The sequence below is a fragment of the Streptomyces sp. A1136 genome (assembly GCF_004795055.1).
Classification (GTDB): Bacteria; Actinomycetota; Actinomycetes; order Streptomycetales; family Streptomycetaceae; genus Streptomyces.
Map to the genome: position 1 here is coordinate 117,944 of NZ_SSBJ01000021.1, position 13,454 is coordinate 131,397.

Genomic DNA, 13,454 nt, shown 5'->3' on the forward strand with positions numbered 1-13,454 from the left:
CATGACATCAACGTCTGATGGCAACAACGTCCGACACGTGCCAAGGGCACGGCCGGCAGCCAAAGTTATTGGGATTGTCAGGCCGGCGTCCGTGAGCGGGCCCTCCTCGGACACCCTGCGGTTACCCGGGCTCGCTGCGCGTAGTCTGGGAGAAAGTCACTGCCGTCCGCCCATCCGTGAGGTATACGTGTCACCGCGCCACAACCGCCCCAGGGGCGGTGGGAATCCAGCCGACCGTTCGGGCACGGGGTCGGGGTCCGGGGGGCTGGACAGGTTCGGCCTCGAACAGACCGAGGAGTACCTCGGCGAGGAGTGGAAGGTCCGGCACGTGGCGGGCGCGAGCGCGGCGGGCAAGCGCTACCGCTGTCCCGGCTGCGACCAGGAGATCCCCTCCGGCACCCCGCACCTGGTCGCCTGGCCCGAGTACGGCGGTGTGGACGACCGCCGGCACTGGCACAAGGCCTGCTGGAACGCGAAGGACCGCCGCACCTCGCGGGTGCAGCGGTCCAGGAACGCGCCGAAATACTAGGCGGCCGGCCTCTCGCGGCCAGTCCCGTCAGACGTCGCGGCGTCCGACCACCACGTAGGAGGCCGCCATGGCGGCGCCGGTCACCAGCAGCATCAGCGCCATCTGCGTCAGATCGGCGGGCATCGCCTCCGGGGAACCGGACGGGTCGGTGCCGCCCGTGGGCATCCCGAACAGCTGCATCAGGGCGACCGGGGCGTTGTGCCGGAGCACCAACCGCCCCAGCGGAGCCGAGGCCTCCCAGATGCTGAGCATCGCCCCGGCCACCGGCGGCAGCGTCACGACGCCGATCATGACGGCGATCGCCCCGGCCGAATGCCGTACCAGCGCGCCGACGGCCAGCGCCAGGAGCCCGAGCAGGGTGACGTAGAAGCTCCCCGCCAGCGCGCCCGCCCACTCGCCCGCCGGGTGATGTCCCGCGGCGGGACCGTTGTGGGCGATGGCCGCCGCCGTGCCGACCACGAAGACGGAACCGGCGGTGGCGATGAAGGCGGTCAGGCCGAAGACGAGGTACTTGGCGGTGAGGACCCGGTGCCGGTCGGGCGCGGCGGTGAAGGTGGTGCGCACCAGGCCCGTCCCGTGCTCGGAGGTGATCGTGAGCACGCCGAGCACCATCACCGCGAGCTGCCCTACGAGCATGCCGATCAGGGCCGGCGTGGTGAACGGGATGTTCGCGTAGTCGCCCGAGGAGGTCTGGGCGATGAAGACGACTCCGATGCCGACGACGACCACCACGAGCGAGCCGAGCGTCCACAGGGTGGAGCGGACGGAGACGAGCTTGGTCCACTCCGAGGCCACCGCGTGGCCCAGGTGCGGGCGCCGGGCCTCCAGGGGAGCCCCGTGGGCCGCCGACGTCGCGGGGGCCGTCGGGAGGGACTGGGGGTCGGTCGTCTGCGCGCCGCTCATCGGGAGGCCTCGGGGTTGTTCTGGACGGAGGCGGCGAGTTCGCCGGGCTCGCCGGGCATGAGGAACGCCGCGGCGTCGCCGGGCGGCGGGGGCGCGAAGAAGCCCTCCCGGGGGACTTCGGGGGTCACCGGAGCCTCCTCCCAGTCCGGCAGGGCCAGCGGGTCCGCCTCCCACAACTGCGCCCGGGGGTCCTCGGTGGAGGTGTACTCGACGGAGGACCGGGTCATCCGCATGTACGCCTCCTCCAGCGAGGCCCGGTGCGGGGAGAGCTCCCACAGGCGCAGACCGCCCGCGTGGGCCAGGTCGGAGATCCGCGGCAGTTCCAGCCCCGTCACGCGCAGGGCGCCGTCCGGCTCCTGGAGGACGCGCGCGCCGTCCTCGCGGAGGGCCTCCGCGAACGTCTCCCGGCCATCCGGGTCGGTGTCGGCCACGCGTACCCGAGCGAATCCGGCCGAATTGTGCGTGATGAACTCCTGGGTGCTCATGTCCGCGAGCAGCCGGCCCCGTCCGATCACGATCAGGTGGTCGGCGGTCAGGGCCATCTCGCTCATCAGGTGCGAGGAGACGAAGACGGTGCGGCCCTCGGCGGCGAGCTGCCGCATCAGGTTGCGGACCCAGAGGATGCCCTCCGGGTCGAGGCCGTTGACGGGTTCGTCGAACAGCAGCACCCGGGGGTCGCCGAGCAGGGCGGTGGCGATGCCGAGCCGCTGGCCCATGCCGAGGGAGAAGCCCTTGGTGCGCTGGCGGCCGGCGTCCTGGAGACCGACGACCGCCAACACCTCGTCCACCCGCTTCTCCGGGATGCCGGAGAGCTGGGCGATGGACAGCAGGTGGGTACGGGCCCGGCGGCCGCCGTGCATGGCCTTCGCGTCGAGCAGGGCCCCGACGTGCCGCTGGGCGTTCGGCAACTCCCGGAAGGGGAGGCCGTTGATCGTCACGTGGCCGGCGGTGGGCCGGTCGAGCCCGAGGACCATGCGCATGGTGGTGGACTTCCCCGACCCGTTGGGTCCGAGGAATCCGGTGACGTGACCAGGCCTGACCTGGAAGGACAGCTGGTCGACGGCGGTCTTGGCGCCGAAGCGCTTGGTCAGGCCGACTGCCTCGATCATGGTTCTGCCCCTCGACAGGCCGGCGGGCCCGGGACGGCTTTCGCCCCTGTAAGGGTTAAGAGGATATCGAGTGGCCTACGGTTCCGTCCCGCCCCCGATCCCTGATCTCCCCCTGATCCCGACCTCGGGGTTCCCCGTACTACCTCCGGTGTCCGTCGCACGACGGACACCGGAGGCGCGGACTCCTGGACGGGACGCTATGCGTCCCGCTTCCTCAGCACCAGGTATCCGCCGAGTACGGCGGCCAGCGCCCACAGCACCATGATCCCGAAACCGCCCCAGGGGCCGTAGGGCGGCGGCTCGCTGCCCATCGCGCCCGGCACGACCCGCATGACCGCGGAGCCCGCCTGGTCCGGGAAGTACTGGGCCACCTTCCGCGTCGCCTCGACGGCGCCGAGGATGTTCGAGACGATCAGGAAGAAGGGGATCAGCAGGCAGATCGAGAGCACCGAGCTGCGCAGCATCGTGGCGACGCCCATCGAGCACAGCGCGAGCACGGCCATGTAGAGCCCGGTGCCGATCACCGCCCGCAGCACGTTCGGCTCGCCGATGCCGATGCTCCGCTCGCCCAGGATCGCCTGTCCGAGGAAGAAGGACAGGAAGCTGGTGATCAGCCCCACGACCAGGGCCAGCCCGGTCGCCACCACGAGCTTGCCGACGAGGAACTCGCCCCGGCGCGGTACGGCGGCCAGCGAGGCACGGATCATGCCCGAGCTGTACTCGGTGCCCATCACCAGGACACCGAAGATGATCATTGCGAGCTGTCCGAACTGGATCCCGGAGAAGCTGGCGAGGGTCGGGTCGAAGGTCAGCTGTTCCTCGGGTCGCATGTGCCCGAAGGTGGCGCTGATGAGCGCGCACAACCCGGCGCTGACGCCGACGGTGACGACCAGCGCGGTCGCGAGGGTCCAGACCGTGGACGGGACCGTACGGATCTTCGTCCACTCCGAGGTGAGAACGGCGGGGAGGGCCACGGTCACTCACCGCCCTTGCGGTTCGCGTCGAAACCGGCGCCCCACGCGGGGACGTCGTCCGGCCGCGCGGGATTGTCGCTCGCCATGCCGGGGGCGGGCGCGGCGCCCGGGGAGCCCGGCGCGTGGGCGTGGTACTCGACGGATTGCGCGGTCATGCGCATGAACGCTTCTTCCAATGAGGCCCGCTGGGGGCTGAGTTCGTGCAGCACGATCTGGTGTTGGGCGGCCAGTTCGCCGAGCCGCTCCGGTCCCACGCCGTCGATCTCCAGCGTGCCGGTGGCGGGGACGCCGACCGCGGTGATGCCCGCCTCGTGCAGGACGTCCTTGAGTCGCTCCTGCTGCGGCGAGCGCAGACGCACGTAGCTGCGCGAGTTCTGGTGGATGAAATCGGCCATCGACAAGTCGGCCAACAGTCGGCCCTGTCCGATCACGATCAAATGGTCCGCCGTCAGGGCCATTTCACTCATCAAGTGCGAGGAAACGAAGATCGTCCGGCCTTCCGACGCCAGCCTCTTCATAAGATTGCGGATCCAGTGAATTCCCTCCGGATCCAGACCATTGACGGGTTCGTCGAACATCAAGATCTCCGGATCGCCGAGCAGCGCGGAGGCGATTCCCAGCCGCTGCCCCATCCCGAGCGAAAATCCTTTCGACTTCTTCTTGGCCACCGACGTCAACCCGACGAGGTCCAGCACCTCGGACACCCGACGTTCGGGGATGCGGTTCGACTGGGCCAGGCAGAGGAGGTTGTTGTAGGCGCTGCGTCCGCCGTGCATGGACTTCGCGTCCAGCAGCGCCCCGATGTGTTTCAGCGGTTCCGGCAGGTCCCGGTAGTGCTTGCCGTCGATCCGGACCGTGCCACTGGTCGGGTTGTCGAGGTCGAGCATCATGCGCATGGTCGTGGACTTCCCCGCCCCGTTGGGGCCGAGGAAGCCGGTCACCACCCCCGGTCTGACCTGGAAGCTGAGGTTGTCCACGGCGGTCTTGGCGCCGAATCGTTTGGTGAGGCCCTCAAGCTCGATCATGCGGCCACGCTAGAACGCCCGAGGGCCCTACGCCACCTCTGAAGGTGACACAGGGCCCTCGTCGTGCACGCGGTGCGCGCCCTCGGTCCTACCGGCGAATATCGGGGGTGTACGCGCCGGACGCCGTGACGGGCGTTCAGCGGGTCTGCTGCGCCGGGACGCCGCGGGTGACGGGCTCGTCGTCGATCGGGGAGCCGGCGGCGGCGACGGCGGCACCGGTCAGCGTCGCCAGCATCTCGCGGACGTTGGTCAGCTGGGCGTTGATGGAGTCGCGGCGGTTCGTGAGCGCCGCGAGCTCGCGCTCGGACTCGCTGCGGATCCGGTCGGCCTTGGCGTTGGCGTCGGCCACGATGTCCTCGGCCTGGCGCTGCGCGGTCTCCACGGTCTGGCGGGCGCGGCGCTCGGCGTCCGTGCGGAGCTTCTCGGCCTCCAGGCGCAGCTGTTCCGCGCGGTGCTCGATCTCCGCGAGCCGCTTCTCGGCCTTGGCCTGACGGGAGGCCAGGTCGCGCTCGGACTGCTCGCGCCGCTTGGCCAGGTTGGTCTCGAAGTCGGCGGCGGCCTGGGCGGCCTTCGCGCGGGTCTCCTCGAAGAGCGCGTCCGCCTCCTCGCGCTTGGAGGCCGCGTCCTTCTGGGCCTCGGCACGCAGCGTCGAGGCGTCGCCCTTGGCCTTCTCGACGATGCGGACGCCCTCGTCCTCCGCCTTCGCCTTGCGGTCGGCGGCGAACGACTCGGCGTCGTTGCGCACCTGCTGGGCGGCCGACTCGGCAAGCTCACGGTGCTGCTCGGCCGCGCGACGGGCCTCCTCGCGCAGGTCCTTCGCCTCCTCCTCGGCCAGGCGCAGGATCTTCTCGACCCGGGCGCCGAGACCCGCGTACGACGGCTCGGCGTCGCTCACCTGGGCCTGGGCGTTCTGCGTTTCGAGGTGCAGCTCCTCGATCCGCTTTTCCAGAGAGTTGATACGTCCTAGGGCGCTGTCGCGGTCGGAGACCAGCTTGGTGATGCGGTCGTCCACCTGACCACGGTCGTAACCACGCCGCACGAGCTCGAAGCCGAAGGGGGAGGAAGTGTCGCTCATGGGGTTCCTGTCGAATGAGACCGATGAGGTGCTACGTGAGGTGTTAGGGGAATCCTAGGCGCCCAGACGGCGTGTCATCGAGTCAATCCACGTTTGATCTGGACAATGACACCCCTTTTGAGTGGCAAGACGACAGAATGCTTGTCACTCCTTCGGGTGAACCTTCATCAGGGGCACACATTCCTTCACACTGACTAGCCCTCTGACGACTTACCACCCGAACGAGTGGAACCCGCTGCCGCTCCGGCCTTCACGCCCCCCGCGCCCTGACCGCCGACCGCCGGCTTTCCGCCGCCCGAAGGCGCCTCGAATGATTCCAACGCCTCAAGCACGTCCTGGACACGGGAGATCTCCGCCTGGATGTCCTCCCGCCTGCGCACGAGGACTTCCAGCTCACGACGGCCCTCGTCGACGAGGGCCTCCGCCTCGGCCTTCGCCTCCGCGAGCGCCTGCTCCGCCTGACGCGCCAGGTCGGCCTTCTTCTGCTCGGCCTCCTTGAGCAGCGTCTCCGCCTTGCGGACGGCGGCGATACGGACCTTGCTCGCCTCACTGCTCGCGTCGGACAGCATCGCCTTGGCCTTCGCCTCGGCCTCGACGCTCTGCTCCGTCGCCGCGCGCACCAGCTTGTCCACGCGCTCGCCGGCCGACTTCATCTGCTCGGCCGACTCCCGACGGGCCCGCTCGTGCAGCTCCTCCACCTCGGACTCGACGCGGGCACGCAACTCCTCCGCCCGCTCCCTTATGGCGGCGGCGTCCGTGCGCGCCCCGACGAGCAGTTCGTCCGCGTCCGTACGGGCCTTCTCCACCAGGGAGTTGCCCTCGACGGTCGCCTCCGAGCCGATCCGCGCCGCCTCCTTGCGGGCCGCGTCGACCATCGCGTCGGCCTGTTCCTCGGCCGCCGTGGTCGCCGCCAAGGCCTGCTGCCGCGCGTCGGCGGTGAGCTTGTCGGCTTCGGCCGCCGCCTCGGTGATGAGCCGGTCCACCTGCTCCGCGGCCTCGGTGCGGCGCTTGTTCGCCTCCTCGCGGGCCTCGTCGAGCAGCCGCTCGGACTCCGCGCGGGCCTCGGAGCGCAGGCGCTCCGCCTCGGCCGCCGCGTTCGCCTTGACCCGCTCGGCCTCCGACCGGGTGCGGGCCGCGTGCTCCTGCGCCGAGGACAGCGCCTCGGTGGCCTCGGCGCGCAGCCGTTCGGCCTCGGTCGCGGCCTCGCCGACCGTGCGCTCGTTGTCCTTGCGGGTCTGCTCGGTGAGCTTGTCGGCTTCCGCCGCCGCCTCGGTGATGAGCCGGTCCACCTGCTCCGCGGCCTCGGTGCGGCGCCTGCCCGCCTCCTCGCGCGCCTCGTCGAGCAGCCGCTCGGATTCCCGCTCCGCGCTCGCCAGCGTCTCCGCCGCCGCGGCCGTGACCCGCTCGGCCTCCGCGGTGGCCTCGCCGATGACCCGGCCGCCCTCCGCGCGCGCCTCTTCCAGCGTCCGCGCCGCGTCCGTACGCAGCCGCTCGGCTTCCGCCGCGGCCTCGCCGACCGTGGCCTCGTTGGCCGCGCGGGTCTCCTCGACCAGCCGGTCGCCCTCGGTGCGGGCGTCGACCAGGACGCGCGCGGCGTCCCGTTCGGCCGCGGCCAGGGTGTCCGCCGCCTGCGTGGTGAGCCGCTCGGCCTTCGCCGTCGCCTCGGCGAGCGCGGCCTCGGTGGCCGCGCGCGTCTCCTCGGTGAGCCGCTCCGCCTCGGAGATCGCCTCCGTGACGAGCCGGTCCGCCTGCTCCGCCGCCTCGGTACGCAGCCGGCCGGCCTCCACCCGCGCCTCGTCCAGCGTGCCCGCCGCCTCGGCGCGGGTCCGCTCCGCCGCTTCCTCGGCCTCGGCGCGCAGCCGCTCCGCCTCCGCCGTCGCCTCGGCGACCGTCGCCGCATTGGCCGCGAGGGTCTCCTCGGTGAGCCGCTCGGCCTCCGCCGTCGCCTCCGCGACGATCCGGGCGCCCTCGGCGCGCGACGCCTCCAGGGACTCCGCCGCCTCGCCGCGGATGCGGTTCGCGTCGTCGCGGGCGTCCGCCCGGGTCCGTGCCGCGTCGCGCTCGGAGGCGGCCAGCGCGTCCGTCGCCTCCGTGCGGACCCGCTGGGCGTACTCGGCGGTGTCGGCGCGCAACTGCTCGGCCTCGGCGATCGCCTCGCCCACCGTGCGCTCGGCAAGGGCCTTCGCCGCGTCCGTCTCCATCCGGGCCTCGCTGCGGACGCGGGCGGCGTCCTCGGCGGCCCGCTCCCGCTCCGCGTGGGCGTCGGCGCGGATGCGGTCGGCCTCGGCCTCCGACTCCGTCTTGGTCCGCTCCGCCGCGTGCTCGGCCGCGCTGCGCAGCCCGGCGATCTCCTCCTCGGCCTGCTCGTGCAGCCCGGCCACGGCGTCCCGGACCTGCTGCGCGGTGGCCTCGGCAGCCGCCACCAGCTCCGACGCGCGCCGCTCCGCCTCCTCGGTGAGCCGGGCCGCCTCGGCCTGCGCCTCCTCCGAGCGCTTGCGGGCCTGCGCCAGCAACTCCTCGCTCTGCTCGCGGGCCTGGGCCCGCTCGTTGTCCGCGTCCGTACGGGCCGACGTGAGGGTCTCCTCCGCCTCCCGGCGGCGGCGGGCCGCTTCCTCCGCGGCGGACGACAGCGCCTCCGCGGCCTCCTCGGAGACCCGCTCGGCGGCGGCCTTCGCCTCGGCGCGCAGCCGGTCCGCGGTCTCCTGCGCCTCCGTGCGCACCCGCTCGGCCTCGGCTTCGGCCTCGCCGCGCAGCCGCACCGCGATCTGCTCCGCCTCCGCCCGGACCCGGCCCGCGTCCTGGGCGGCCTCCGTGCGCAGCTGCTCGGCCTCCGCCTCGGACTGCGTCCGCAGGGCGCGGATCCGCTCCGCCGACTCGGCGCGCAGCCGGTCGGTCTCCTCCGTCGTCTCCCGACGGATGTTCTCCGCCGCCGTGCGGGCGTCGCGCAGCGTCGCCTCGGCCGTGGTCAGCCGGTTCTCCGCCTCCGTGTGCAGCCGGACCAGTTCCTCGTCGGCCTCCGCCCGCTTCGCGGCGAGGGCCTGCTCGGTCTCCTCGCGCCGGGCCAGGGCCGCGGCCTCCGCCTCGGCGCGGACGGCCTCGGCCTGCTCCTCGGCCTCGGCGCGCAGTCGCTCGGCCTCCGCGCGGGTCCGCTCCAGGGTCTCCTCGGCCTGCTTGCGCAGGGTGCCGGCCCGTTCCACGGCCTCCGCGCGGACCCGCTCGCTCTCGCCGGCGGCCCCGCCGCGCAACTCGTCCGCGTCCGCCTTGGCCTTGCCCAGCAGTCCCTCGGCGGTGCGGGCCGCCTCCTCGATCTGCTGGACCGCCTCGCGGCGCGCCTCGCCGCGGATGCGCTCGCCCTCGGCGACGGCCTCCGCGCGCAACTGCTCGGCCTCGCCGCGCAGCCGGCGGGCCTCCTCCTGGAGTTCGACCGTACGGGCCCGGTACTCCTCGGTGTCGTCCTTGGCGGCGCCCTTGAGCTCATCGGCCGTGGCCGCGGCCTGGGCGCGCAGCCGCTCGGCCTCCGCCTCGGCCTCGCGACGGATGCGCTCGGCCTCCTCGGACGCGGCGCGGGTGGTGGCCCGGGCGTCCTGCGAGGCCTTGTCCAGCATCTCCTCGGCGGTACGGGCCGCCTTCGCCAGTTGCGCCGCCATCTCCTCGGAGGCGGCCGTACGGGCCTGCGCGCCGGCTTCGGTGCGCAGCCGCTCCGCCTCCGCGCGGGCGTCGGCGAGGGCCTGCTCGGCCTCGGCCTTGAGGACCTCGGCCTCCTTGGAGGCCTCGCCCACCAGCCGGGCGACCTGCTCCTTGGCGGTGCGGGTGCGCTGCTCGTTGACCGACTCCGCCGACGCGAGCTGCCGGGCGGCGCTCTCCTTGGCCTCCGCGAGCACCTTCTCGGCCTCGGCGCGCGCGGTGCGCAGCGCGTTGTCGGCCTCCTGGACCCGGGACTCGGCGACCCGGCCCAGGTCGAGGGTCTGCTGCCGGGTCTGCTCGGCCTCGGCGGTGGTGCTCGTACGCAGCCGCTCCGCGTGCTCGGTGGCCTCCTGCGCCTGGGCGGAGGCGGCGGCCAGCAGCCGCTCCGCCTCCTTGCGGGCGCGCAGCAGCGTCGCCTCGGCCTCGGCGCGGGTGGCCTCGGCCTCGGCGGCGAGCCGGCGGGTGGCCTCGGCGGCGTGCCGGGCGGCCTCGGCGCGCGCGGTGTTCAGGGTCTGCTCGGCCTCGGCGCGGGACTCGTCCATGAGCCGGCGGGCCTGGGACTCGGTGCGCGCGCGCAGCTGTTCCGCCCAGGCGACGTTCTCGTTGACGTGCGCCTCGACGGTCTGGCGGCGCTCGTTGAGTTCCTGGTCCAGCCGCTGGCGCCGGTTGACGGCCTCGGCGTGCAGCTCGGCCTGGAGGCGCGCCTGGTGCTCGGCGTGCTCCTGGAGGATGCGCTGGGTCTGCGCCCGGGCGTCGCGCAGTTCGCGCTCGGCGTCGGAGCGCATCTGGTCGGCCTGGATCTGGGCGTTGCGGAGCAGTTGCTCCGCCTGGTAGCCCATGTCCGCACCGTCGTAGGCGGGGCGGGACGCGAGATTGCGGCGTACCTCATGGAGCTTGGCGCGCAGCACCTCGACCTGGTACCCCAGGTCTTCGGCGTGCTGGACGGCCTTCCCGCGCTCCTTCTTCAGCCGCTCCATCTCGGCCTCGAAGCGCGAGAGATGGTCGGCCTCGGCCTGATGGCTCTCCTGGCTTTCGTAGCCCCGCACAGCGCGGTCCCATCCGTCCCCTGGTCGCAAGCTCACTCCCAATTGAGCATCGCTCGCCCGCTGAACGACGCCCCCGGGGAATGGTGTCAGATACCGGGGCAGGGGTCACAGGCCCCGACCCCGTCTCCGCACCGAACCCCGGCCGAGCCATGGCCACTCTACCTGTGGCCTGCCCCATGGCCCGGCCGTCAGGGCGAAGACCCCGAACGCCCCGGTCCGAGCCGCGGGGTGCGGGGTCTTCGGAAGCCGGCCCGGTGCGCGTCGCGGGAGCCGCCGCGGCGGCGCCGGGCGCACCGTCCGGGGCCGTCAGTGGTCGGGGGCGGAGGTGACCAGTTCGGTGAGCACGCCGTGGCAGTCCTTGGGGTGCAGGAAGGTGATCCGGGAGCCCATGGAGCCGATCCGGGGCTCGTCGTAGAGGACGCGGACGCCCTTGCCGCGGATGGCCTCGGAGTCGCCGTCGACGTCGGCGGTGCCGAAGGCGATGTGATGGACGCCCTCGCCGTTCTTGGCGAGCCACTTGCCGACCGCCGAATCCTCGCGGGTGGGCTCCAGGAGCTGGAGGTAGGAGGCCCCGCCGTCGGACGTCTCGTTGATCTTGAGCATGGCCTCGCGCACACCCTGCTCCTCGTTGACCTCGGTGTGGAACACCTCGAAGCCGTACGTGGCACGGTAGAACTCGACGGTCTTGTCGAGGTCGAAGCAGGCGATCCCGATGTGGTCGATTCTTGTCAGCATGGGAACAGTGCACAGCCGAGGAGGGTCGTCACGCAACGTGCCAGCGATCACACCGACAGCCCGGTGACGGGGCGGGTACCGCTCAGTACATTCGGGTAAACCCTCGTTCACTCCTCTCATCCAAGGGGCTGTGCCTCATGTCCGGAACGAACAACACCACTTCCGTGATCGTCGCCGGGGCCCGCACGCCCATGGGGCGTCTGCTCGGCTCGCTGAAGTCCTTCTCCGGCGCCGACCTCGGCGGCTTCGCCATCAAGTCCGCGCTGGAACGGGCCGGGATCTCGGGCGACCAGGTCCAGTACGTGATCATGGGCCAGGTGCTCCAGGCCGGCGCGGGCCAGATCCCCGCCCGCCAGGCGGCCGTCAAGGCCGGCATCCCCATGAACGTGCCCGCGCTCACCATCAACAAGGTCTGCCTCTCGGGTCTCGACGCCATCGCCCTCGCGGACCAGCTGATCCGCGCCGGGGAGTTCGACATCGTGGTCGCCGGCGGCCAGGAGTCGATGACCAACGCCCCACACCTGCTGCCGAAGTCCCGCGAGGGGTTCAAGTACGGCGCCATCGAGATGCTCGACGCGATGGCCTACGACGGCCTCACCGACGCCTTCGAGAACATCGCGATGGGCGAGTCCACCGAGAAGCACAACACCCGCCTGGGCATCGAGCGCGCCCCGCAGGACGAGTTCGCCGCCGCCTCCCACCAGCGGGCCGCGGCCGCCCAGAAGAACGGCGTCTTCGAGGCCGAGATCACCCCGGTCGAGATCCCGCAGCGCAAGGGCGACCCGGTGATCTTCGCGCAGGACGAGGGCATCCGCCCCGAGACCACCACCGAGTCCCTCGGCAAGCTGCGCCCCGCCTTCGCCAAGGACGGCACCATCACCGCCGGCACCTCCTCGCAGATCAGCGACGGCGCCGCCGCCGTGGTCGTGATGAGCAAGGCCAAGGCCGAGGAGCTGGGCCTGGAGTGGATCGCCGAGATCGGCGCCCACGGCAATGTCGCGGGACCGGACAACTCGCTCCAGTCGCAGCCCTCGAACGCCATCCTGCACGCCCTGAAGAAGGAGGGCCTGGAGGTCGCCGACCTCGACCTGATCGAGATCAACGAGGCGTTCGCGGCGGTCGCCGTGCAGTCAATGAAGGACCTCGGCGTGACCCCGGAAAAGGTGAACGTGAACGGCGGCGCCATCGCCCTCGGGCACCCGATCGGCATGTCCGGCGCCCGCGTGGTGCTGCACCTGGCCCTGGAGCTCGCCCGGCGCGGCGGCGGGGTCGGCGCGGCGGCCCTGTGCGGCGGCGGCGGTCAGGGTGACGCCCTGATCGTCCGCGTGCCCGGCAACGGCGCGAAGGCGTAGGTACGGCGCGGATGACTACGGTGGACGTCCCCACGCTGGTGGCCCAGGCCCGAGAGGGCCGACCGCGGGCGGTGGCCCGGCTGATCTCCCTGGTCGAGGGGGCGTCCCCGCACCTGCGCGAGGTGATGGCGGCCCTCGCCCCGCTCGCCGGCGGGGCGTACGTGGTGGGCCTGACGGGCTCCCCGGGCGTGGGCAAGTCCACGTCCACGTCGGCCCTGGTGTCGGCGTACCGCAAGGCCGGCAAGCGGGTCGGGGTGCTCGCGGTGGACCCGTCCTCGCCGTTCAGCGGTGGCGCCCTGCTCGGCGACCGGGTGCGCATGTCGGACCATGCCTCCGACCCGGGCGTCTACATCCGCTCCATGGCCACGCGCGGGCACCTGGGCGGTCTCGCCTGGGCGGCGCCGCAGGCGATCCGCGTGCTGGACGCGGCCGGCTGCGAGGTGATCCTGGTCGAGACGGTCGGGGTCGGGCAGTCGGAGGTGGAGATCGCATCGCAGGCGGACACGTCGGTGGTGCTGCTGGCGCCGGGCATGGGCGACGGCATCCAGGCCGCGAAGGCGGGCATCCTGGAGATCGGCGACGTGTACGTGGTGAACAAGGCGGACCGGGACGGCGCCGACGCGACCGCCCGGGAGCTGAACCACATGCTCGGCCTGGGGGAGTCCCGCGGGCCGGGCGACTGGCGCCCGCCGATCGTCAAGACGGTCGCCGCCCGGGGGCAGGGCATCGACGAGCTGGTCGAGGTGCTGGAGAAGCACCGGGCGTGGATGGACGAGCGGGGGGTGCTGGTCGAGCGCCGGGCCGCCCGCGCCGCCCGGGAGGTGGAGACCATCGCGGTGACGGCCCTGCGGGCCCGCATGGCGGACCTGCACGGCGACGCGCACCTCGGGAGCCTCGCGGCGAAGGTCGCCGCCGGCGAGCTGGACCCGTACGCGGCCTCCGACGCCCTGCTGGCCACCCTCACCGAAGCGGAGGCGCCCGACCCGTCGCGCCCCTAAGCTGGCGGCGTCCGGTATGCCTCG

The 13,454-nt window shown here is 72.6% G+C and carries 10 protein-coding genes; 3 read left to right on the forward strand and 7 right to left on the reverse strand.

The genetic code is table 11. From position 1 onward, the window contains the following. Positions 1–187 precede the first annotated feature (187 nt). A complete protein-coding gene (locus E6R62_RS21475; protein WP_136215133.1) occupies positions 188–529 on the forward strand; it encodes an ATP/GTP-binding protein in 342 nt (113 codons plus the stop codon). Positions 530–556: 27 nt separating this feature from the next. Here the strand turns inward: E6R62_RS21475 and E6R62_RS21480 are convergent, their stop codons facing one another. The 7 genes from E6R62_RS21480 to mce form a co-directional block, all read right to left on the reverse strand. Next, a complete protein-coding gene (locus tag E6R62_RS21480) occupies positions 557–1,432 on the reverse strand; it encodes an ABC transporter permease (RefSeq protein ID WP_136215134.1) in 876 nt (291 codons plus the stop codon). Beyond that, positions 1,429–2,541: an ABC transporter ATP-binding protein gene (locus E6R62_RS21485; RefSeq protein ID WP_136215135.1), complete on the reverse strand. Its 1,113-nt coding sequence runs from the start codon at positions 2,539–2,541 to the stop codon at positions 1,429–1,431. The genes E6R62_RS21480 and E6R62_RS21485 overlap by 4 nt, the downstream gene beginning before the upstream one ends. Before the next feature lie 197 nt (positions 2,542–2,738). Beyond that, positions 2,739–3,521 carry an ABC transporter permease gene (locus tag E6R62_RS21490; protein ID WP_136215136.1) on the reverse strand — a complete coding sequence of 261 codons (783 nt, stop codon included), beginning with the start codon at positions 3,519–3,521 and terminating at the stop codon, positions 2,739–2,741. After that, the gene (locus tag E6R62_RS21495; RefSeq protein ID WP_136215137.1) at positions 3,518–4,540 is read right to left on the reverse strand and encodes an ABC transporter ATP-binding protein; all 1,023 of its coding nucleotides are present in this window, start codon (positions 4,538–4,540) and stop codon (positions 3,518–3,520) included. Before E6R62_RS21495 ends, E6R62_RS21490 begins: the two co-directional genes overlap by 4 nt. A gap of 136 nt (positions 4,541–4,676) precedes the next feature. Then, complete coding sequence (locus E6R62_RS21500; protein WP_136215138.1) at positions 4,677–5,615, reverse strand: cellulose-binding protein; 939 nt, start codon at positions 5,613–5,615, stop codon at positions 4,677–4,679. Positions 5,616–5,809: 194 nt separating this feature from the next. Then, a complete protein-coding gene (gene scy, locus E6R62_RS21505; protein ID WP_168714127.1) occupies positions 5,810–10,345 on the reverse strand; it encodes a polarized growth protein Scy in 4,536 nt (1,511 codons plus the stop codon). 306 nt (positions 10,346–10,651) lie between these two features. Continuing rightward, a complete protein-coding gene (gene mce, locus E6R62_RS21510) occupies positions 10,652–11,080 on the reverse strand; it encodes a methylmalonyl-CoA epimerase (RefSeq protein WP_136215139.1) in 429 nt (142 codons plus the stop codon). Between the two features lie 137 nt (positions 11,081–11,217). Between mce and E6R62_RS21515 the strand changes: the two genes are divergently transcribed. Both E6R62_RS21515 and meaB read left to right on the forward strand, forming a co-directional pair. Next, positions 11,218–12,432: an acetyl-CoA C-acetyltransferase gene (locus tag E6R62_RS21515; RefSeq protein ID WP_136215140.1), complete on the forward strand. Its 1,215-nt coding sequence runs from the start codon at positions 11,218–11,220 to the stop codon at positions 12,430–12,432. A gap of 11 nt (positions 12,433–12,443) precedes the next feature. Beyond that, positions 12,444–13,430, forward strand: a complete 987-nt coding sequence (meaB, locus tag E6R62_RS21520; RefSeq protein WP_136215141.1) for a methylmalonyl Co-A mutase-associated GTPase MeaB — start codon at positions 12,444–12,446, stop codon at positions 13,428–13,430. Positions 13,431–13,454: the final 24 nt, after the last annotated feature.

Bases quoted from the DNA above. Each gene is read 5' to 3' on its own strand.
- E6R62_RS21485 (WP_136215135.1), bottom strand. From the start codon at position 2,541: ATGATCGAGGCAGTCGGCCTGACCAAGCGCTTCGGCGCCAAGACCGCC.
- E6R62_RS21500 (WP_136215138.1), bottom strand. From the start codon at position 5,615: ATGAGCGACACTTCCTCCCCCTTCGGCTTCGAGCTCGTGCGGCGTGGT.
- E6R62_RS21480 (WP_136215134.1), bottom strand. From the start codon at position 1,432: ATGAGCGGCGCGCAGACGACCGACCCCCAGTCCCTCCCGACGGCCCCC.
- E6R62_RS21495 (WP_136215137.1), bottom strand. From the start codon at position 4,540: ATGATCGAGCTTGAGGGCCTCACCAAACGATTCGGCGCCAAGACCGCC.
- meaB (WP_136215141.1), top strand. From the start codon at position 12,444: ATGACTACGGTGGACGTCCCCACGCTGGTGGCCCAGGCCCGAGAGGGC.
- E6R62_RS21515 (WP_136215140.1), top strand. From the start codon at position 11,218: ATGTCCGGAACGAACAACACCACTTCCGTGATCGTCGCCGGGGCCCGC.
- mce (WP_136215139.1), bottom strand. From the start codon at position 11,080: ATGCTGACAAGAATCGACCACATCGGGATCGCCTGCTTCGACCTCGAC.